The sequence below is a fragment of the Ruegeria sp. HKCCA6707 genome, assembly GCF_013033515.1.
Lineage (GTDB): Bacteria > Pseudomonadota > Alphaproteobacteria > Rhodobacterales > Rhodobacteraceae > Ruegeria.
This window is the reverse complement of sequence record NZ_WQEG01000021.1, coordinates 1-18863: the sequence shown is the minus strand read 5'-3', so window position 1 is coordinate 18863 and position 18863 is coordinate 1. Positions and strand designations below refer to the sequence as shown.

Sequence of the window (18863 nt, the reverse complement as noted above, 5' to 3'; positions counted from 1 at the left end):
TAGTCATCTGAGATGCTGGAAATCGGGATGGGCTGGATCTGTGTTCCGAGTTGGCGCGGCGGCATTGCGCAAGGTTAACTAGGGGCCTCACCTGGACAAGCTACAAAGTGGAACCACCGCGTTTTAGGCGTCGGGAACAACGTTAGTCAATTTCGGGTGTGCGGACAAAGCAGCCGGTCGAAGTTCGTGTGAAGGTTCCAGATATACGATCTCTTTCCCACGTAACGTATTATGCGTTACGAATAGACATGAACGGAGACCGCAGACTTTCCGCAGTGCTCTCGGCCGATGTAGTAAACTACTCAGGCCAGATGAAGGCAGATGAAAACAGAACTCTCAGCGAACTTCGTGTTTTGCGTCGAGAGTTATTTGATCCCTTGGTTAGCGATCATCGCGGTAGTGTCGTCAAAAGGATGGGTGATGGATGGATAGTCGAGTTTAACTCGGTGTCTGACGCGGTGCGATGCGCCCTCGATCTTCAAAGCCAAGTGTCAACTCAGTCCTCACTGAAACTACGAGTAGGCGTTCATCTTGGAGATGTCGTATTCGAGGAAGACGACATTTTCGGCGACGGCATAAATCTATCCGCACGGTTACAAGAGGCATCCAGTGAAGGGGCTGTGTTAATTTCAGATGTCGTCCATCGCAGCCTTGACGAGCGTCTCGCTGAGCAATTTTATCGCGCTGGAGAGCGACAGTTTAAGAACGCGCCGTCACCAATAGAAGTTTTCCAATGGTCGCCGCCAGGTTCTGCCCCACCGCGAGTAACTCCGGCTAGCCATACAAAGTCTCTGCTAATCGGCGTCTTACCTTTTGATAATCTTTCTTCTGACCCCGATCAGGAGTTTTTTGCAGATGGCATTACCGAAGAGATCATCACCACTTTATCAAAACTCCCGAATTTACTGGTCGTCGCGCGCAACTCTACATTCGTCTACAAAGGGCGTTCTGTGGACGTGAAACAGGTCGGACTGGAACAGGGCGTCGATCTTGTTCTCGAGGGAAGTGTACGCCAAAGCGGTAGTCGCGTGCGGATTACTGCGCAGCTAATCGATGCGAAGTCTGGAATGCACATTTGGGCAGACCGGTATGATCGCCTCATAGAAGACGTATTCGAAGTTCAGGATGAAATTGCCCTTAGGATAGCGACCGAGCTTCAAGTCGAGCTCTTGGCTGGTGAGATGGCCCGATTCAGAGGTTCGGGGACAAAAAATCTTGATGCCTGGACTGCTCAATTGCAAGCCGTCGAAGCTTCGCGCAGGATAACAAAAGAAGCACAGGCCGACGCTCGCCGGTTTGCGCAACAGGCAATTTCCCTCGATCCTAACTACTCTGCGCCACATTGTACTTTGGGGTTCATTTGCACTGTCGAAGCAAGGCACGGCTTTGTAGTAGACCGAAGTGCTGCGCTGGCAGAGGCTCGTGACTGCGCTCGGTTTGCTCTGGAAATAGACAGCTATAACCCGGAAGCTCACGCAATTGCAGGTTTCGCGGATGCAATTGATGGCAAGCTGGTGTCGGCTATCGAGAAGTTCAATGAAGCGCTGGAGCTAAATCCAAACCACGCTGATGTGGCTGCAAGGTTGTCGATTACATTGGCATTCAATGGACAGGCAAAAGAAGCTATCCGTGTGGCGCGGCAAGCCATTACTCTCAACCCTCATTATCCGGGCTGGTACGCTGGCGTTTTGGGTTTGGCACTTCGGCTCGATAGTCGATACGAGGAAGCCAAGGAGGCATTCGCCGAATATGGTCAAAGGGTTGAAGGCTTTGGTCACCTAGACCTCGTTATCGTACATGTGGAAACGGATAACCTTGAGGCCGCTCGCGATGAAGCACAGAATGTAATGAAATACCGTCCTCAGTTTTCCATATCGGATTGGGCGAAAACTCAGCTTTTCTCTGATATAGAACAATTAGAGAAAGACTGCGCGTCTCTGCGTTTGGCCGGCCTGCCCGAATAAGTGTAACGCTGATTTATGGCATCTCAATTTTTCTTGGAAACTGATACCCACTGTGTCCGCATTGGGCTCGTAGCAGCCGTTCCGTCAATTCCACTGAATGACTGCTCTGCGGACAAAACAGCCATTCAGTGCTGCCAGCACTGACTAGCTTGCTTCAAACTCAAATCAGCTTTGAAGTGATCCAAGCGCGTCGCGAAAATCGGATGGCGCTCGCCCGGTTGCGCGCTTGAATGCTCTCGTGAAACTTGGCAAATGCGCGTAGAGTAGGGACTGACGCATGAAGAAGATCCGCTGCGCCATCTACACCCGCAAGAGTTCCGAAGACGGTCTTGAGCAGGAGTTCAACTCTCTCGATGCTCAATACGAGGCCTGCGCTGCCTACATCGCCAGTCAGAAAGCAGAAGGCTGGGTGCTGCTGCCGGACCGGTACGACGATGGCGGTCTCTCCGGCGGCAGCATGGAGCGCCCGGGTTTGCAGCGCCTGCTTGCTGACATCGACCGGGGTGCTGTCGATCAGATCCTTGTTTACAAGATCGACAGGCTCACGCGCTCGCTGGCGGACTTTGCCAAGATGGTCGAACGGCTGGATGCGGCGGGGACATCTTTCGTCTCGGTCACGCAATCCTTCAACACCGCCACCAGCATGGGGCGGCTGACACTGAACATGCTTTTGAGCTTTGCCCAATTCGAACGCGAAGTCACCGCCGAGCGCATCCGAGACAAGATCGCGGCCTCAAAGAAGAAGGGTCTGTGGATGGGCGCAACGGTCCCGCTGGGCTACGCCGCAGATGGACGGTCGCTTAAGATTGCCGAACCCGATGCCGATGTGATCCGCACGATCTATGACCTGTATCTCGAGAACCGGAACACGCGCGTTGTTAAAGAAACGGTTGATGCGCTTGGCCTGAAGACACCAGTGCGAACGCTGATCTCGGGCGGGGTAAAAGGCGGCGCGCTGTTCAGTTACGGGCACATATACTACATTCTGACCAACCCGGTTTATGCCGGCCGCATACGGCACCACGCGAAAGTCTATCCCGGGCAACATCCGCCATTGATAGACCCTGAGGTCTGGGACAGCATCCAGGATCAGCTGCGATCAGACTCGGCAAAGGATCGAACCTTCACCAAGCGGAACCGAAAGGGCGCAAAAGCATCGGCCTCGCCGCTGGCTGGCAGGATCTACGATCAGATCGGAGATCGTCTGACTCCAAGCCATTCGAAAACCGCCAAAGGCCGCAAACTCAGATATTGTGTTTCTCATCGGCTGGTGCGCGGAACGGCACCACGTGATCCATCGGGATGGCGGTTGCCAGCAGCGGAGTTGGAAGACAAGGTCGCTGATCTGGTCAAGCGTCATTTGAAAGAACCGGAGGTGCGTGCAGGCATCTTGTGTGACGCGACCGCCGATGAAACCGTCGGGGTCGGAGCGCGCTTGTCCGAACTGTTCGAAAACGACACTGCCGCTGTCAAGGATGCGCTGCGCCACTGCCTTAAACTAGTCGACCGCATCGATATCGCGCCCGGCGACATCCGCATCGGCTTGTCAGGCGAGCATCTCGCAAGTCATCTTGATGTGGATGCGGCGCGTATCGTGGAAGACCTGCTGACCATCACCTCAGCGTTCCAGCACCGCAAGCGCGGCGTGGAAACCAGGCTGATCATCGGTGACGCGCCGCCGGAGATCGATGCAACCCTGCTGCGAAACATCGCCCGTGGACATCGATATTTTGATCTGGTCCGGTCGGGCAAAACCTTTGCTGAGATAGCGGAAACCGAAGGCGTCTCGAAACGCCGGGTTCAGCAACTGATCGAACTGGCGTTCCTGGCACCAGACGTGATCCGGGCCATCCGCGAAGGGCGACAGCCCGTCGGTATGACGTCCGACCGGCTCAAGCGCCATGCCTTCTCACCAATCTGGAAAGAGCAGCGCGACGCCTTCGCGGCTCTGTAAGCGACTGCATCCAAAACAATTTTTGCGCCTGCGGCGCTGATCGTCGCTGGTTTTGGCTTCCGGCAATATGCAACTGGGTTATGTCCGCACGAAGGGCGATGCTGCCACCATCACATTCGCCCAAACTGCTACCGCGGAAATGGCGATTCCAGACTTTTCGGGGAAACGGGCAGGATATCGTAGATCTGTCGGTCTGGGATATTTTTATATCTCTGAAGCTGCCCGAAACTACGGGCTGAAAAGCAAAAATCTGCATTATATCAATAATTTAGAGTGTAGTGGCTGGGGTGGTAGGATTCGAACCTACGATACACGGTACCAAAAACCGCTGCCTTACCACTTGGCTACACCCCAACGGTGAGCGGCTATCTACGACTGTTGCTGACCGGGTTCAAGAGGGTTGGCGCAAAATTTCAACGAGTCTCGGAAAAAATATCTATGCGCGCTGGGCCGTGCTGTTTGACAACGAATAACCCTGCGGAATCGACATGGTTTTTGCCGTCACTCTCTTATTTCCTCTGGACCAACACCCCAGAGATTCTCTTTCATCGTCCACCCGCGATATCCGCCAGCCGAGATCTGACACCAGTCGAGCGTGCAGCTACCCAATCGTGCGACAACGCCCGACTCGAATTGCGCGTTGACCTGAGATTGCGGATCCGCAGAGGCATAAACCGGCAGCAGATCGGACTCGATCAACACCGTGCGGACTCCCGATAAAAGCGCATAGTGGACCCAACCGCCAGCGCCGTCGCGATCCTGAACTTTCCTCCAGTTTCCGTATTCGGCCGTGATCTGCAAAGGCATCCCGCGGCGCTTGAAGACCCAATCGATGCGATGGGTCAGTGACGGGCCGCGCCGGACATTGCCCTCGGCGGCTTTCATCGACACAAAACGTGGCAGCGGCAGATTCGTGACCGAGCCACGCGCATCCTGCGCTAGGGCCGCCACCGGTCCCATAAATGCGAGGAAAACCAAAGCAAACGCCAACACACGACGATCTAGCGAAAAAATAGCACTCACTGCCTGCTCTTATGTTTGTCTTCTGCGCTCTCAAAAAAGGGTGGGTCTGTGCCCAAGGGTTCTTGTGCCCCGCCTGATCCTGCGCCACGATGCCATGGCGCGTGACCGTTTGCAAAACAATAGGAGGGCCAAGGTGCCAAGAGAACGTCTGAGTGTTGTTGTTACGCGACGATTGCCCGAGGCTGTTGAAACCCGGTTGAGCGAGCTGTTCGATGTCACGTTGCGCGACACCGACAACCCCATGAGCCGGGATGAATTGGTCGCTGCAGTCAAGACGGCTGATGTCTTGGTGCCAACGATCACGGACACCATTGACGGAGGTGTTCTGGGGCAGGCGGGCGAGCAGTTGCGTCTGATTGCAAACTATGGGGCTGGCGTCGACAATATTGATGTGGCCACGGCACGCCAGCGCGGGATCCTGGTTTCGAATACACCGGGTGTGTTGACCGATGACACCGCTGACATGACCATGGGGTTGATCCTTGCGGTAACGCGCCGGATCCCCGAGGGGCTGAGCGTCATGCAAAAAGGCGATTGGGCCGGTTGGGCTCCGACCGCTTTGCTTGGCGGTCGGGTCGGCGGGCGGAGGCTTGGCATTTTGGGCATGGGCCGGATCGGGCAAGCGGTTGCGCGGCGTGCGCGGGCCTTTGGTATGCAGGTGCATTATCACAACCGGCGCAAGCTGCGCCCCGAGATCGAGCAAGAGCTGGAGGCGACCTATTGGGATAGCCTTGACCAGATGGTTGCGCGGATGGACGTGATCTCGATCAATTGCCCATCGACGCCTTCGACTTTCCATCTGATGAATGCGCGGCGGCTAAAGCTTATGAAACCCACAGCAGTGGTCGTGAATACGTCGCGCGGCGAGGTTATCGACGAAAACGCATTGACCCGGATGCTGCGTGCCGGTGAAATCGCGGGCGCGGGGCTGGATGTCTATGAACATGGCACCGACGCCAATCCTCGTTTGCGGCAATTGCCCAATGTCGTTCTTCTACCCCATATGGGCTCGGCGACGCTTGAGGGTCGGATCGAGATGGGTGAGAAAGTTATTATTAATATCAAGACCTTCGAAGATGGTCACCGGCCGCCGGATCAGGTTGTTCCGTCGATGCTGTGATTTATGCCCCTTTTTGGGCCGGGCCTGCTGTCTTGATTTGAACATCGTGTTGCGCGGTTTATCCGGCGCGAGCGAACGCTATTGATTTTGACCAAAAGGGAGATCCACATGCGTGCGAGTTTGATATCGGGGTTGTTGTTATCGGCGACTTTTATTGCCGGCCCGCTATGGGCGCAGGAAACCGCTGACGCCGTTGCGCCCGAGGCGGCAACCGAAGGCGAAGCTCAGGCCCTGACCGAGCAGGTCATTGCGGCGCTTGAAGCTAAGCTGGCCGGTGTGCCGGTCGAATCCGAGAATTGGATGGTTGCTGCGGCGAACCCATTGGCCGTTGAGGCTGGTGCACGGGTGCTGCGGGCGGGCGGCACAGCAGCAGATGCGATGGTTGCGGTGCAAGTTGTTCTGGGCCTGGTCGAGCCTCAGTCTTCCGGGTTGGGCGGCGGTGCCTTTTTGGTTTGGCATGATGCGACCAGCGGATCACTGACTACGTTGGACGGGCGGGAAACCGCTCCGCTCGCGGCGCGGCCCACGTTGTTTCAGGACGAAAATGGTGAGCCACTGAAATTCTTTGATGCGGTAGTCGGTGGGTTGTCTGTGGGAACCCCCGGCACCCCTGCCTTGATGGCAGAAGCACATCGTCGTTGGGGCCGCAGCCCGTGGCCGTCCTTGTTTGACGATGGCATTGCCCTGGCCGAAGACGGGTTTCTTGTGTCGCCGCGATTGGCATCGCTAGTAGAAGCGGACGCGGAACGACTGGCGCGCTTTCCTGCCACTGCTGACTATTTCCTGCCCGGTGGTGAGCCTTTGGCGCAGGGGCAGCGGCTGACCAATCAGGCTTATGCAGACACGCTCAAGGCGCTGGCGTCTCAGGGGGCTGCCGGGTTCTATGGTGGTGATGTTGCCTCCGGGATCGTGAACACAGTGCGCAATGCTCCCGGCAACCCCGGCGTTTTGTCCGGCATTGACCTGGCGCTGTATCAGGTGATCGAGCGCGAACCGGTCTGTGCCAATTACCGGTCTTACGAGGTCTGCGGCATGGGGCCACCATCGTCCGGTGCGCTGACGGTGGGGCAGATTCTGGGTATGCTGGACAGTTATGATCTGGGTGCAATGGGTCCCGAAAGCGCCGAGGCCTGGCGTCTGATCGGTGAGGCCTCGCGCCTGGCATTTGCTGATCGGGGCCGATACATGGCGGATAGTGATTTTGTGCCCGTCCCGACGCAGGGTTTGGTCGATCCGGCCTATCTGGCTGAACGCGCGGGGCTGATGTCTGGAACCACAGCGCTGGAAGAGGTTGCGCCCGGCAATCCCGAATTTGACCATGCGCTCAACTGGGCTGATGATGTCTCGATCGAATTGCCGTCGACCTCTCATATCTCGATCGTCGATGCCTATGGCAACGTCTTGTCGATGACGACCACCATCGAGAACGGTTTTGGGTCGCGCCTGATGACCAACGGGTTCCTTCTGAACAACGAGCTGACCGATTTCTCGTTCCGCACTCATTCCGATGGCGTGCCCATCGCAAATCGGCTTGAACCGGGCAAACGCCCGCGTTCATCCATGAGCCCCACGATCGTTCTTGAAGACGGTGCGCCGGTTCTGGCTATCGGGTCGCCCGGTGGCAGTCGGATCATCGGATATGTGGCCAAATCGATCATCGCCTGGGCCGATTGGGATATGGATGTCCAGCAGGCCGTGATGTTGCCCCATCTGGTAAACCGTTTCGGCACCTATGATGTCGAAGCTGGCACCGCCGCCGAAGGGTATTCCGACGCGCTGGCAGAGCTTGGGTACGAGGTAAACGCCCGCGACCTAACTTCGGGCCTGCATGCTATCGAGATCGGTGAGGGCCTGAGCGGTGGAGCCGACCCGCGTCGCGAAGGGATCGCGTTGGGCGAATAAGCTCTCATCCTCAAAATCATTGCGCGCCATCGGCGGGCCTTTTAGTCATAGTGCTGAAAGGCCCGCTTTGTCTTTGGGCCAAGGGAGGAACATAATGGTTCAGGCAATGGCCTTGCCCCGCAACGAACAGGGGATCGAAACCGCGATTGGGGTTCTGAAACAACGTTTCGGTGATCGTCTGCAGACAGGCGCGGCCATCCGCGAACAGCATGGGCATACGACCACTTGGATCGACAATCAAAACCCCGATGCCGTGGTCTTTCCACACTCGACCGAAGAGGTTGCCGAGATCGTCAAGACCTGCGCGGCGCACAAAGTTCCGGTGATCCCGTTTGGCACGGGAACCTCGCTCGAAGGGCATGTGAACGCGCCCGCCGGGGGTATTTCGGTTGACTTGATGCAGATGAATAAGGTTCTGGCGGTGCATGCCAGCGATCTGGATTGTGTTGTGCAACCCGGCGTCACCCGCGAAGACTTGAACACCTATCTGCGCGATCAGGGTTTGTTTTTTCCAATCGATCCGGGGGCCAATGCCTCATTGGGCGGCATGGCGGCGACGCGGGCGTCGGGCACAAACGCGGTGCGCTATGGGACGATGAAAGACAATATCCTAAGCCTTGAGGCGGTAATGCCGGACGGGCAGATCATTCGCACCGGTCATCGAGCGAAAAAGTCTTCGGCCGGGTATGATCTAACCCGCTTGCTGATCGGGGCCGAGGGTACGCTGGGCATTATCACTGAAATCACATTGCGTTTGCAGGGGATCCCCGAGGCCATCACATCGGCTCGCTGTTCGTTTCCAACGGTGGATGCGGCCTGTCAGGCCGTTATGATGACGATCCAATACGGTATCCCCGTGGCGCGGATTGAACTGCTGGATGAAATGTCCGTCAAAGCAGCCAACGCTTATTCTGGCCTTAATCTGCCTGAATCGCCGCTCTTGCTGCTTGAATTTCACGGGTCGGAGAACGGTGCAAAAGAGCAGGCGGAAACCTTTGGAGGAATTGCCGAAGAGTTCGAGGGCAGGGACTTTGCCGCAACCTCCACCAGCGAAGAGCGCACCAAGCTTTGGCAGGCGCGGCACGATATGTACTGGGCCAGCCTGCAATTGCGCCCGGGTGCCCGCGGGATTTCCACGGATGTCTGCGTCCCGATTTCGCGTTTGGCCGAATGCGTTGGTCTGACACAGAAAAAAGCCGAAGAACTGGACCTTTTGGCCCCGATTGTTGGTCATGTCGGCGATGGAAACTTCCACACGCTGGTCCTGCTCGATATGGACAGCCCAGAGGAGGTGGCCAACGCCGAGGAGTTTGTGGATTGGCTGAACGAGCTTGCGATTTCGATGGACGGCACCTGCACGGGTGAGCATGGCATCGGACAAGGGAAACGTCCTTATCTGATCAAAGAGTTAGGAGCCGCGACCGGCTATATGTCGGCGATAAAGGCAGCGCTTGACCCTGACAACATCATGAACCCCGGCAAGATCCTGGATTGACCCTTTCGTGGGCCATTTCGGGCCATAACCTTGCCTCAATGTTATGAGATCCGAGACCTCGGAGCAGAAAGTGTTTTGAGGTCTCAAATGGATTTCCTGCGGTTCTTAGGATTCGCAATAGTCGCGTTGGCAGTTGTGGTTGGGCTGGATTATTACCAGCAGGACAAAAAGCACGAAGAAACCCTGACGCTTGAAGGGTATTTCGACACGGTTGCCAGCCGTTTTAACCTCTACCAAGAGGAACGGCTTGCTGAAGAGGTCGAACAAGACCGGCAGAAGCGCTGGCGGCAAGGTGCCAAGCCCTATTTGTCCCCAAGCAGCGAAGAATGGGTGCGCCGCGCGATAACCGATCACGACTATACCGTGGATGCCCGCCTTGGCGCCGAACAAGCCAAGGCAAGTGCAGCAGCCCGGCCCCTGGCGATCGAAGTTGCAGTGCAAGAGGCCAAGGTCCGCGCCGACAAGCTGGATCGCATCGGGTGGCTTTATGAGAACGGCGAAAAAACCATCTGGTTGCAAGCGCGGTTGGTCAGTAGTCCAAACCAGAACACGATTGTCGGCAACATAGAAGCATCGTTGGCCGGAATGAACTTCAAAGGCACCGATTACGCCGCGCTGGGTGTCATCGGGGGCGTCGCCTTTTTCGAAGAGGTCGCGGGCGACTTTTACGATGTGTCGAAGGGAACCCGCACAAATTGGGCTTTGATGAAGAAGAAAATAGCTGAAACCGGAAAACAGGTCAGTTTCAAAACCTATGTTGGTACGCTGGGTCTGGGGCAGGAAATTCGCCTGAAGGTCATGTCGGATGCGCCCCGCGACGAGGTTTACTCGTTCCTTCAACAGGTCGACTATGACGGACTGAATGCGTTGCTTAGCCTGCCTGTGCCGGGGGTCAGCAATGATCGGGTGATCGATAAGGCAGTCGAGCCTGAGCTTGCAGTCGATATGGCCAAACTGCGCACCGAATTCGTCAAACTGCGCGGTGAACTGGCCCAGATGCGGATAAACAATCTGGACAACCTGTCGCTGGTGGCGAACACACTTGCTGGAAGCTACGGCTTGCCGGGTGATACGTTCGACCTGACTGCGAACAAAATCTCTTCACCGCAAGAGTTGATGCAATTGGGGTATCGTAAAGGCTTGAACGATTTGATGTATGATCAACCCGAACAAGCAAGCACCAATCAGGAGCAAGGCATGTTCGGCCGTCTTTTCGCCAAGGTGACCGGTGGCAGTGCTGAACAGGCCGACCCAACTCAGCAGCCCGTTCCCACGCAGGCGTCTTCGGGCGGCGGATTGCTCAGCGGATTGACCTCGATCTTCAGCGGATCAGGAAGCCGTTCTCAGTCTGCCGAGGTCAAGGTGCGTAAAGGAAGTTTGGATACCAAGTCTTGCTCGATGTGGGGCGCGAACAAGCGCTGTGCTGTCGGCAACTAAAACAACATCGATGTTCAAATTTTGCGGCCCGCCCCTAAAGCGGGTCGTTTTTTATTGATCAGGGGTCGGATGACTGTCGCGTTTTGACCCGCAAATGCGCCATATGGTGTCAGCTGAATTCTAGGGAGACGCCGGTTATGAAAACCCAAGTCAAAGCATTGGTTGTTGGCGGTGGCGCCATTGGGACATCAATTGCCTATCACCTGGCCAAGGCAGGCTGGGATGACGTGATGCTAATCGAGCGGGATGAGCTGACATCGGGGTCCACCTGGCACGCGGCCGGTCTGCTGCCGCTTTTCAATATGTCATATGCGACGACGCATATCCACAAATACTCGGTCGACTTCTACAAGACGCTCGAGGAAGAAACCGGCCTGAATGCGGGCTTTGCCGTGGTTGGGAACCTGCGCATGGCGCAGACGCAGGACCGCATGGACGAATACATGCTCTACGCGTCCACAGCCGAGACTTGTGACGTCAAATATGAATGGCTGACGCCTGAGCAGATCAAGGAACGTTGGCCACTGATCGAAACCGGCGATCTGAAAGGCGCGATCTACCACTCTGAAGACGGCTATATTAACCCTGCCGATGTCACCCAGGCGATGGCCAAAGGCGCGCGCCAGCGCGGCGTTGACATCGTCCGCAAGATGCAAGCCGACGCCTTCCACTGGAATGGCACTCATTGGGAAGTCACCTGTACCAAAATGGTCGAGCAGGGCGGCAACCTTGTTCCCTCAGACGAGCAGGTGGTGATCACAGCCGAGCATGTGGTGACCGCATCGGGCAACCACGCGCAGCGCACCGCCAAGATGCTGGGCATCAAGATGCCTGCGATCCCGGTCGAGCACACTTTCATCGTCATGGACAAAGACCCCGAATTGGTCAAATGGCGCGAAGCCGGTAACCCAGAACACCCGGTTGTGCGCGATGCCGACAACGAATCCTATGCGCGTGAAGAGCGCGGCGGCTGGATTCTGGGCATCTACGAACACGGTGCGCCTGCGCGCTTTGAGTATGGCGTGCCGGACAGTTTCCGCGCCGACCTGTTCCCGCTGGATATCGACCGAATTGCGGATCAATACATGGCGATGGCCGAACGCGTGCCATCCTGTGCGGATTCGGGCCTGAAAGATGATTTCAACGGCCCGATCTGCTATACGCCAGACGGCAACCCGCTGGTTGGACCGGCTCCGGGCCTGCGCAATATGTGGCTGGCCGAAGGCTTTTCCTTTGGCATCACCGCCGCAGGTGGCACCGGCTACTACCTTGCGCAAATGATGGTCGAGGGTGAGGCCGAGATCGACATGGCCTCATTGGACCCCAAACGCTATTCCTCGAACTGGATGACCACCGAATTTGCGGCGCGCAAGAACGAAGAATGCTATGAGCATGTCTATATTCTGCATCATCCGGATGAAGAACGCGAAGCCTGCCGTCCGCTGCGGACCGTTCCAGCCTATGACCGCCAGAAGGCCCGCGGCGCGCAGTTCGGCTGGGTCAATGGCTGGGAACGTCCGAATTATTATGGCCCGCTGAACGCGCCGGACAATTTCGACAAGGAAAGCCGTTCGTTCCGTCGTGGCGGTTGGTGGGAATATGCCGTCGAAGAAGCCAAGGCGATCCGCGATGGCGTCGGCCTGATCGACGCCTCAGCCTTCACCAAACATGTCGTCAAAGGCCCCGGTGCCACCCAGTTTCTGGATTGGTTCACCTGCAACAAACTGCCCAAGGTCGGGCGCATCAACTTGACCTATGCGCTGACCTCGCACGGCACTACCCGCACTGAGTACACCATCGTCCGCACTGGCGAGAACAGCTATTACCTCGTCTCCGCCGGAGCCTGGACAGAGTATGACGCTGACTATCTGCGCAAGGCCGCCGAGGACAAGATGGAGGAGTTCGGCTATATCGAAATCCAGGACGTGACCACCCAATGGGGCGTTTTTGCCATCGCCGGACCCAAATCGCGCGACGTTCTGAAAGAGGTCATCAAGGACGCCGATCCCGAAACCGCACTGTCCAACAAGCGCTTTCCATGGTTGTCGGCTCGTCAGATTGAGCTGGGCATGTGCCCGGTCAACGCGATCCGTGTGGCCTATACTGGTGAACTTGGCTGGGAACTGCATCACCCGATCGAGATGCAGAACTATCTGTTCGATCTGCTGGAACAGGCCGGAGAGAAACACGGCATGAAGCTGGTCGGGGCTCGCGCGCAAAACTGGCTGCGCCAGGAGAAATCCTATCGCGCCTTTGGCACTGAACTCGGTCGCGATGCGACTCCGCTCGAGGCTGACCTGCCGCGTTTTGTCGACCTGTCCAAGAACTTTCACGGCAAGGCCAAGCTGGAAGAGACCGGTGTGCGCGTGAAATGCTGCACTTTGCTGATTAACGGGCCGGATGATGCGGACCCGTGGGGACGCGAGGCACTTTATACGCCAGAAGGCGAACGTGTGGGGCGTTTGACCTCGGGCGGTTATTCGGTAGCCTTCGAGAAATCTATCGGCATGGGCTATGTAAGACCCGAGTTGGCGGTCGAAGGCACCAAGCTGAAGGTCAAGATGCAGGACAATTTGTGGGACGCTGTGGTGACGTGCGACAGCCCCTATGACCGTAAGAACGAGACCATCCGCAAAGATGGTTGAGTCGTGACGGGTGGCCGGTGATGCAAAATGCACCGCTTGCGCGGCACATGCCTCCGGCGGAGGTATTTTTGAACAGAAGAAGCAGGGGACTTGAAAAGATCCAGCCCCCTGCTTTTGGACAGGGGGCCTTCTCCTGTTGCGGTCATCGGCACCTCCGCCTGTACCGCCTGGCGACTGTCGCCGATCAAGATTAATGATCCGTTACTTCTTCTGTTTAAAAATACCTCCGCCGGAGGCAAGCCTGCCACTGCAGGCTTTTTCAGGGCCGGGGCTCGCCTGACGGTTTTTGTGTGACAAAAGCCAGGTTGTTGGCGGGCATGTCCACGATCTCCGACAGATTGAGCCCGCTTTCTTTCAGCAAACCGAGGATATCAGCGTCGTTCTTGTAGCCGATTTTTGGGTCTTGTTGGATCAACGCCGTGTGGAAGCGTTGGTCCCCCGCGCTGGTTAGCTGCCCGTTTCGCATGAACGGGCCGTAAAGAACAAATTGCCCACCAGGCGCGAGCGCCGCAGCGGTTTCTGCGATCAAAATATCTGTTTTGGACCAGGATATCAGGTGCAGGAGGTTGATCAGAACAATCAGGTCCTTTTCACCAAAGTCAAACGCCCAGCCCGAGACTGTTGCGTCGAGGTGGCGTGCCGTCGCGACGTTGCTCAGGCCGTGTGAATAGGCATCGATGCTGGCACGCCGGTTTGGATCGATTTCTGTGGGTTGCCAGTTCAAGCCCGGCAGGTGCTGCGCAAAGGCAGCAACATGCTGCCCTGTACCGCTTGCCAATTCCAGAGCTTTCCCGGATTGCGGTGCGAGGCGCTTTAGCACGTTACACAGAGCGTCCGCATTGCGAGCCGCTGCAGGCGCGACGAGGCGGTTGTTTGTCCTTTGGCCAGACATTGGCGTGCTTGGCGGGGTGGCGCGCTCTGTCATCGGTGCAGCCGTTCGGGGCGCAGTGCGGCGACGGTCTTGTCGTCCAGCTCCGACGGCTTTCCGGCAATCAGATCAGCAATCAGTTGCGAAGCGGCTGGTGCGGTTTGAAAGCCATAGCCACCCTGGCCAGCAGACCAGACAAAGCTGTGATCAGACGGGTCCGGCCCCAGCACGAGCGCCCCATCAGGGGCAAAGCTGCGCAGTCCTGCCCAATTGGCCTCAAGCCGCATGACGGGTTCTGTCACCATCTCCTCATACCGCGCAATACCCTCGGCCAGCACCATATCGTCAGCAAAAGCATCATGCGGAGCGACCGGATCAGCCTCTGATGGCGACACCAGCAGCTTTCCCGCGTCTGGCTTGGCATACCAAGCCTCATTCACGCCCAACATCATCGGCCAGCTACGAACGTCATGCCCTCCGGGTGCAGGAATGCGACCCATCGAGCGGCGTTTTGGCACTATGCCAATCGGTTTGATCCCGGCAAGTGCGGCGATTTGATCCGCCCAAGCACCGGCGGCATTCACCAGGGTGCGGGCTTCAAAGGCGCGACCTGCCTCGACAATCCAATACCGATCTTTTCGGATCGCAGAGACACGGGATTTCGTGAGGACGTCACCGCCATTGACACGCACGATCTTGGCGAAATCCTGCAACAGCCGATCCGTGTCTATGTCAAAAGCGCTAGAGCTTTCCCCAGCAAAACCAACAGTTTCAGGGTTCAGGATCGGGACACGTGCAATGGCGTCCTGCACATTGATCGGCGTCATGCCAAGATCATCGGCGTCTTGGGCAAAAGCCTCTGCTTCATCCTTTTTCCCCAGCAGCATCAGTCCGCGGGGTGTCAGATAGTTGGATGTCTTGTCATGAAAAAACGCGGCACCGGCCCGGTTCAAAGCCACCACTGAAGGCGGGCCATAGTTTTCTTCGAACAATGCCGCCGACCGGCCCGACGCGTGATAGCCCAGCGCGTCTTCGGCTTCGAGTACGGTGACGCGACCCAAAGCGGATAACCGCGCGCCTGCGCTCAGCCCCGCGATACCACCGCCAATAACAAGAAAGTCAATCATTCTGCCTCTGCCTGCGTTTTCAGGACGTTGCGACGAAGTCTGACACTGATCAAATCCATTTGTACGGGCAGATCAACCTTGAAATCGCACTGCAACCTCGTCAAGAAAGACCAAACAACAGACAGGAGAGCAGGGTGAGCACAGCGGATTTACATCCCATGTCGACGGGACATATTCCCTCCTATGTCACGCAGGCGGATGGAAGTGATTTCCTGTTCACCTTCATGCTGGTCTTTACTGTCATTGTTATTGTTCTGATCGGCGTCGCCTATTTTACCTTGCACGCTATCCCCGAGAAACTGGCGCATAAGTCCAACCACCCGCAGTTCCAGTTGGTGGGTATACTGGCCTTGTTGGCTCTTTTTACCCATAACGGCCTGTTCTGGGTGGCGGCCATTCTGGTTGCGGGCTTCCAATTTCCTGATTTTGCAGCCCCCTTGCGCGGCATCGCTGACGCCATTCGTTCGCTTGGGCCGCAACGCAAATCGGACCCTGTCATTGAAGAGCCTCCGGTTGATCCCACACCTTCCGCAGCTGCAGCGCAGGAGCAATAGGCGATGCTTGAAACTCTGATGTGTGCGCTTGTGACCGTCTTGCCTGATTACCTGTTTCGCCGCTTTGTACAGGGCAAACGGATCGGACATGAAATCACGCTGTTTACCATGTGGTACGAGTTGCGTTGGGGCTTGACCACCTGCGCCATTCTGGCGCTGACCGTGATCACGACTCTGTTCTATTTTCATCCGTCCAGCAGCGCGGCTGCCTCGTATTTCCGGACAGTCACGATCTTGCCTCAACTGGGCGGTCGTGTGTCCGAAGTCTATGTGCGCAACAATGAACAGGTGACAGCCGGTCAGCCGATCTTTCGTATCGAAGACTTCACGCAGCGGGCTCAGGTCGAATCGGCACACGCGCAAATTGCGCAGGTTCAGGCGTCGTTGAACGTGGCCCAAACAGATCTGGCCGAGGCGGATGCTGGGATTGCCGGTGCTCAAGCCGCGCTTGCACAGTCGCTGGAAGACCTGGAGCGCAACACGACCCTGCGTGATCAGGGATCAAGCGCAGTGCGATTGGCCGAGATCGAACGGCTAGAGAACCTTGTGGCCGAGCGCGAAGCGCAATTGCTGGCCGCGCAGTCCCGGCGCGCCGCAGTGGAACAGGAGATACAGGACCTGATCCCGGCGCAATTGGCCAGTGCGAACGCTCAGCTGGATGCAGCGCTGACAGAGCTGGATAAAACCGTCATCAACGCAGGCGTCACAGGCCGGATTGAACAATTCGGTCTGCAAGTCGGGGACTATGTCAGCCCGCTGCTGCGTCCTGCGGGTATTCTCGTCCCCTCCCATTCGGGCCATGATCGGTTCGAGGCTGCGTTCAATCAGCTGTCGGCTCAGGTGATAAAGCCGGGTATGATCGGCGAATTGGGCTGTATGACAAAACCCTTCACGGTGATCCCTATGGTGGTGGTCGAGGTTCAGGACGTCATCCCGTCCGGCCAGATCCGCCCGTCAGATGTATTGCGCGATGTTCAAACCAATACCGTGCCGGGTTCGATCCTAGTCTATATGGAACCTTTGTACAAAGGTATGGCAGACGACATTCCTCCGGGCAGCAACTGCCTGGCAAATGTCTACACGGATAATCACACGCGGCTGGAACATGACGACCTCGGCTTTTGGGACGCGGCGTTCTTGCATGTCGTGGACACGATTGGTGTCGTTCACGCGGCAGGTTTGCGGTTGCGCTTGATCCTGATGCCAGTGAACACATTGGTTCTGAGTGGACACTGAGAATACTCGTCGTCTCAGGTAGATCGCATCGCGCTCGACCCTTGGGCTAAAAAGTCAGAAAGATCGGCTGTACGGACTGCTTGTGACCTTCAAGACAGTTTAGTGTGCCCTGAAATCATATCCTTGTATTGGGCCTCCAGCTCGGCAAGTTCTGCATTGGCCCAAACGTCTTCGATATTCTCACAATGGGACAATTCCAATCCGCCCTTTCGGACAGCGGATTCCGATCCGGGTTCAACAAGGGTTTCAGGCCCGGAGAGCAAACCGGTCAAACGTTTGAAGACCGAGCGCGGTGGGAAAACCCTATTCAGAACTCGATTATAGGCATCGTAGTCGATCATCGGCTTGAAAATATCTTCGGCAACGATGACCTGCAGAGGCTTTTTGCCGAAGAAGGTCGCTTGTGCGTCGATCAACAACCTGGTCCGCTTGATAAACTTTGTTGCGGTCGCACTAAGAGCTGCGATGTCATCTTCGGAAAGCCTGACTCTTAGCCGGTTCTGCTGTTCGAGATAGTCTTGGTATTCTTCTGCAGACATTGCTGCTGCTGCAAACTGTTGGTGGCGTCCACCATAGACTTTTTCGGACAGGTGGATTTTGGTGACCTGCTCAATCAATGACCTTCGCAGCATGATGATCGGTTTGGCACCGTGGTCCTGAAAGACACGGGCAATACTTTCGGCACCTTTGAGACTGGGGTTCCAGCATCGCCACTTAAAAAGGATATTGGCCTTTTCGAACTTGGTCGGGAGCGCCCGCTGGCCTCTGAAGTCTATTAGGCCCGGGTCATCAAAGAACGGATTGTTTCGCCGCTCGAAGAGGTCTCGTAGAAGAACTGCGAACTCTTCGCAAACTGTATCTTCATTCGGGAATTGTTCCGAAATCCGATAATAGTCGAACTGCTCACGAAACGGCACAAACACATTTTTGGCTTCCCGCGCATACTCTATCATCGGGGTGGAACAGACATTCCCGGTGTATAGGATTACTGCATTTGCCATAGAGTCTGCGCCAATGCTTGTTTGATTTCATACGCGATGTGAGACGAACCCGTTTTCTATTTGTCTTGTGAGGGATTGCAAGCCTTAGTTGTTGCCGGTTGTTAAAACCCAAACCTTTCTGCTGGAGATTGGGCGCCACAAATTCTTGATCGTAAGCGAGGCCGGCGGCGCGTCATGCTCGGTGACGCAAAGACCCATCGACGGGTGCAAGCGAATTTCAGGCCTATAAAAAAGGCGTTGATCTACCTATGGCTGTCAGGCCGGTGCGGCCGAATGACCCTAAGGTTACCCCTGGGTGTGTGTCGGGCGCTTAAACGATACTGGATTAGAGGCCAGACTTGTCCAATGGTCACGAGCTGAGTGATAATCTCACTATGAGATACCAATAGCCTGCCGTTTTGACGGTATCAAAAAGGCTGGGGTGAAATTCGCGGGGGGAAAACCATGGGAACGACCATGATCGTAGAGTTCATGCGAGTCATTGTCTAGCCCCCGTGTTATGGGCCATCTCGGACTAGAGTTTCGGGGACTGGTGGG

At 56.4% G+C, this 18863-nt stretch carries 13 protein-coding genes and 1 tRNA gene; 9 read left to right on the top strand and 5 right to left on the bottom strand.

What is annotated here, in order from left to right:
• The first annotated feature begins 248 nt into the window (after positions 1-248).
• Together GOW40_RS21790 and GOW40_RS21785 are read left to right on the top strand one after the other, a co-directional pair.
• Complete coding sequence (locus tag GOW40_RS21790; RefSeq protein WP_254444551.1) at positions 249-1964, top strand: adenylate/guanylate cyclase domain-containing protein; 1716 nt, start codon at positions 249-251, stop codon at positions 1962-1964.
• Positions 1965-2241: 277 nt separating this feature from the next.
• The gene (locus GOW40_RS21785; protein ID WP_171133895.1) at positions 2242-3918 is read left to right on the top strand and encodes a recombinase family protein; all 1677 of its coding nucleotides are present in this window, start codon (positions 2242-2244) and stop codon (positions 3916-3918) included.
• Between the two features lie 279 nt (positions 3919-4197).
• On the opposite strand, the gene GOW40_RS21780 is transcribed toward GOW40_RS21785, so the two are convergent.
• A tRNA-Gln gene (locus GOW40_RS21780) sits at positions 4198-4272 on the bottom strand.
• 147 nt (positions 4273-4419) lie between these two features.
• Positions 4420-4878 (bottom strand): SH3 domain-containing protein, encoded by a 459-nt coding sequence (locus tag GOW40_RS21775; protein WP_171103631.1) that lies wholly within the window; start codon positions 4876-4878, stop codon positions 4420-4422.
• A 196-nt stretch (positions 4879-5074) separates the two neighbouring features.
• Here GOW40_RS21775 and GOW40_RS21770 point away from each other — a divergent pair, with 196 nt between their 5' ends.
• The 5 genes from GOW40_RS21770 to GOW40_RS21750 all read left to right on the top strand — a co-directional run bounded on the left by GOW40_RS21770 (position 5075) and on the right by GOW40_RS21750 (position 13540).
• Complete coding sequence (locus tag GOW40_RS21770) at positions 5075-6061, top strand: D-glycerate dehydrogenase (RefSeq protein WP_171103585.1); 987 nt, start codon at positions 5075-5077, stop codon at positions 6059-6061.
• A gap of 108 nt (positions 6062-6169) precedes the next feature.
• Entirely contained in the window at positions 6170-7963 is a 1794-nt protein-coding gene (gene ggt / locus GOW40_RS21765; RefSeq protein WP_171133896.1) for a gamma-glutamyltransferase, read from the top strand.
• A 94-nt stretch (positions 7964-8057) separates the two neighbouring features.
• Complete coding sequence (locus GOW40_RS21760) at positions 8058-9458, top strand: FAD-binding oxidoreductase (protein WP_171133897.1); 1401 nt, start codon at positions 8058-8060, stop codon at positions 9456-9458.
• An 87-nt stretch (positions 9459-9545) separates the two neighbouring features.
• Positions 9546-10895: a hypothetical protein gene (locus GOW40_RS21755; protein WP_171133898.1), complete on the top strand. Its 1350-nt coding sequence runs from the start codon at positions 9546-9548 to the stop codon at positions 10893-10895.
• A 137-nt stretch (positions 10896-11032) separates the two neighbouring features.
• Complete coding sequence (locus GOW40_RS21750; RefSeq protein ID WP_171133899.1) at positions 11033-13540, top strand: FAD-dependent oxidoreductase; 2508 nt, start codon at positions 11033-11035, stop codon at positions 13538-13540.
• Between the two features lie 259 nt (positions 13541-13799).
• Here the strand turns inward: GOW40_RS21750 and GOW40_RS21745 are convergent, their stop codons facing one another.
• Together GOW40_RS21745 and GOW40_RS21740 are read right to left on the bottom strand one after the other, a co-directional pair.
• Positions 13800-14465: a DUF938 domain-containing protein gene (locus tag GOW40_RS21745; RefSeq protein WP_171133900.1), complete on the bottom strand. Its 666-nt coding sequence runs from the start codon at positions 14463-14465 to the stop codon at positions 13800-13802.
• Positions 14462-15535, bottom strand: coding sequence for an FAD-binding oxidoreductase (locus GOW40_RS21740; RefSeq protein WP_171133901.1), 1074 nt, complete (start codon positions 15533-15535; stop codon positions 14462-14464). Before GOW40_RS21740 ends, GOW40_RS21745 begins: the two co-directional genes overlap by 4 nt.
• Positions 15536-15669: 134 nt before the next feature.
• Between GOW40_RS21740 and GOW40_RS21735 the strand changes: the two genes are divergently transcribed.
• Together GOW40_RS21735 and GOW40_RS21730 are read left to right on the top strand one after the other, a co-directional pair.
• Positions 15670-16089 (top strand): hypothetical protein, encoded by a 420-nt coding sequence (locus GOW40_RS21735; RefSeq protein ID WP_371731881.1) that lies wholly within the window; start codon positions 15670-15672, stop codon positions 16087-16089.
• A 3-nt stretch (positions 16090-16092) separates the two neighbouring features.
• Positions 16093-17325, top strand: a complete 1233-nt coding sequence (locus tag GOW40_RS21730; RefSeq protein ID WP_171133902.1) for an HlyD family secretion protein — start codon at positions 16093-16095, stop codon at positions 17323-17325.
• Positions 17326-17414: 89 nt separating this feature from the next.
• On the opposite strand, the gene GOW40_RS21725 is transcribed toward GOW40_RS21730, so the two are convergent.
• Entirely contained in the window at positions 17415-18326 is a 912-nt protein-coding gene (locus tag GOW40_RS21725; RefSeq protein ID WP_171133903.1) for a hypothetical protein, read from the bottom strand.
• Positions 18327-18863 lie beyond the last annotated feature (537 nt).

Bases quoted from the DNA above. Each gene is read 5' to 3' on its own strand.
- ggt (WP_171133896.1), top strand. From the start codon at position 6,170: ATGCGTGCGAGTTTGATATCGGGGTTGTTGTTATCGGCGACTTTTATT.
- GOW40_RS21790 (WP_254444551.1), top strand. From the start codon at position 249: ATGAACGGAGACCGCAGACTTTCCGCAGTGCTCTCGGCCGATGTAGTA.
- GOW40_RS21740 (WP_171133901.1), bottom strand. From the start codon at position 15,535: ATGATTGACTTTCTTGTTATTGGCGGTGGTATCGCGGGGCTGAGCGCA.
- GOW40_RS21775 (WP_171103631.1), bottom strand. From the start codon at position 4,878: ATGGGACCGGTGGCGGCCCTAGCGCAGGATGCGCGTGGCTCGGTCACG.
- GOW40_RS21785 (WP_171133895.1), top strand. From the start codon at position 2,242: ATGAAGAAGATCCGCTGCGCCATCTACACCCGCAAGAGTTCCGAAGAC.
- GOW40_RS21745 (WP_171133900.1), bottom strand. From the start codon at position 14,465: ATGACAGAGCGCGCCACCCCGCCAAGCACGCCAATGTCTGGCCAAAGG.
- GOW40_RS21730 (WP_171133902.1), top strand. From the start codon at position 16,093: ATGCTTGAAACTCTGATGTGTGCGCTTGTGACCGTCTTGCCTGATTAC.
- GOW40_RS21750 (WP_171133899.1), top strand. From the start codon at position 11,033: ATGAAAACCCAAGTCAAAGCATTGGTTGTTGGCGGTGGCGCCATTGGG.
- GOW40_RS21725 (WP_171133903.1), bottom strand. From the start codon at position 18,326: ATGGCAAATGCAGTAATCCTATACACCGGGAATGTCTGTTCCACCCCG.
- GOW40_RS21760 (WP_171133897.1), top strand. From the start codon at position 8,058: ATGGTTCAGGCAATGGCCTTGCCCCGCAACGAACAGGGGATCGAAACC.
- GOW40_RS21755 (WP_171133898.1), top strand. From the start codon at position 9,546: ATGGATTTCCTGCGGTTCTTAGGATTCGCAATAGTCGCGTTGGCAGTT.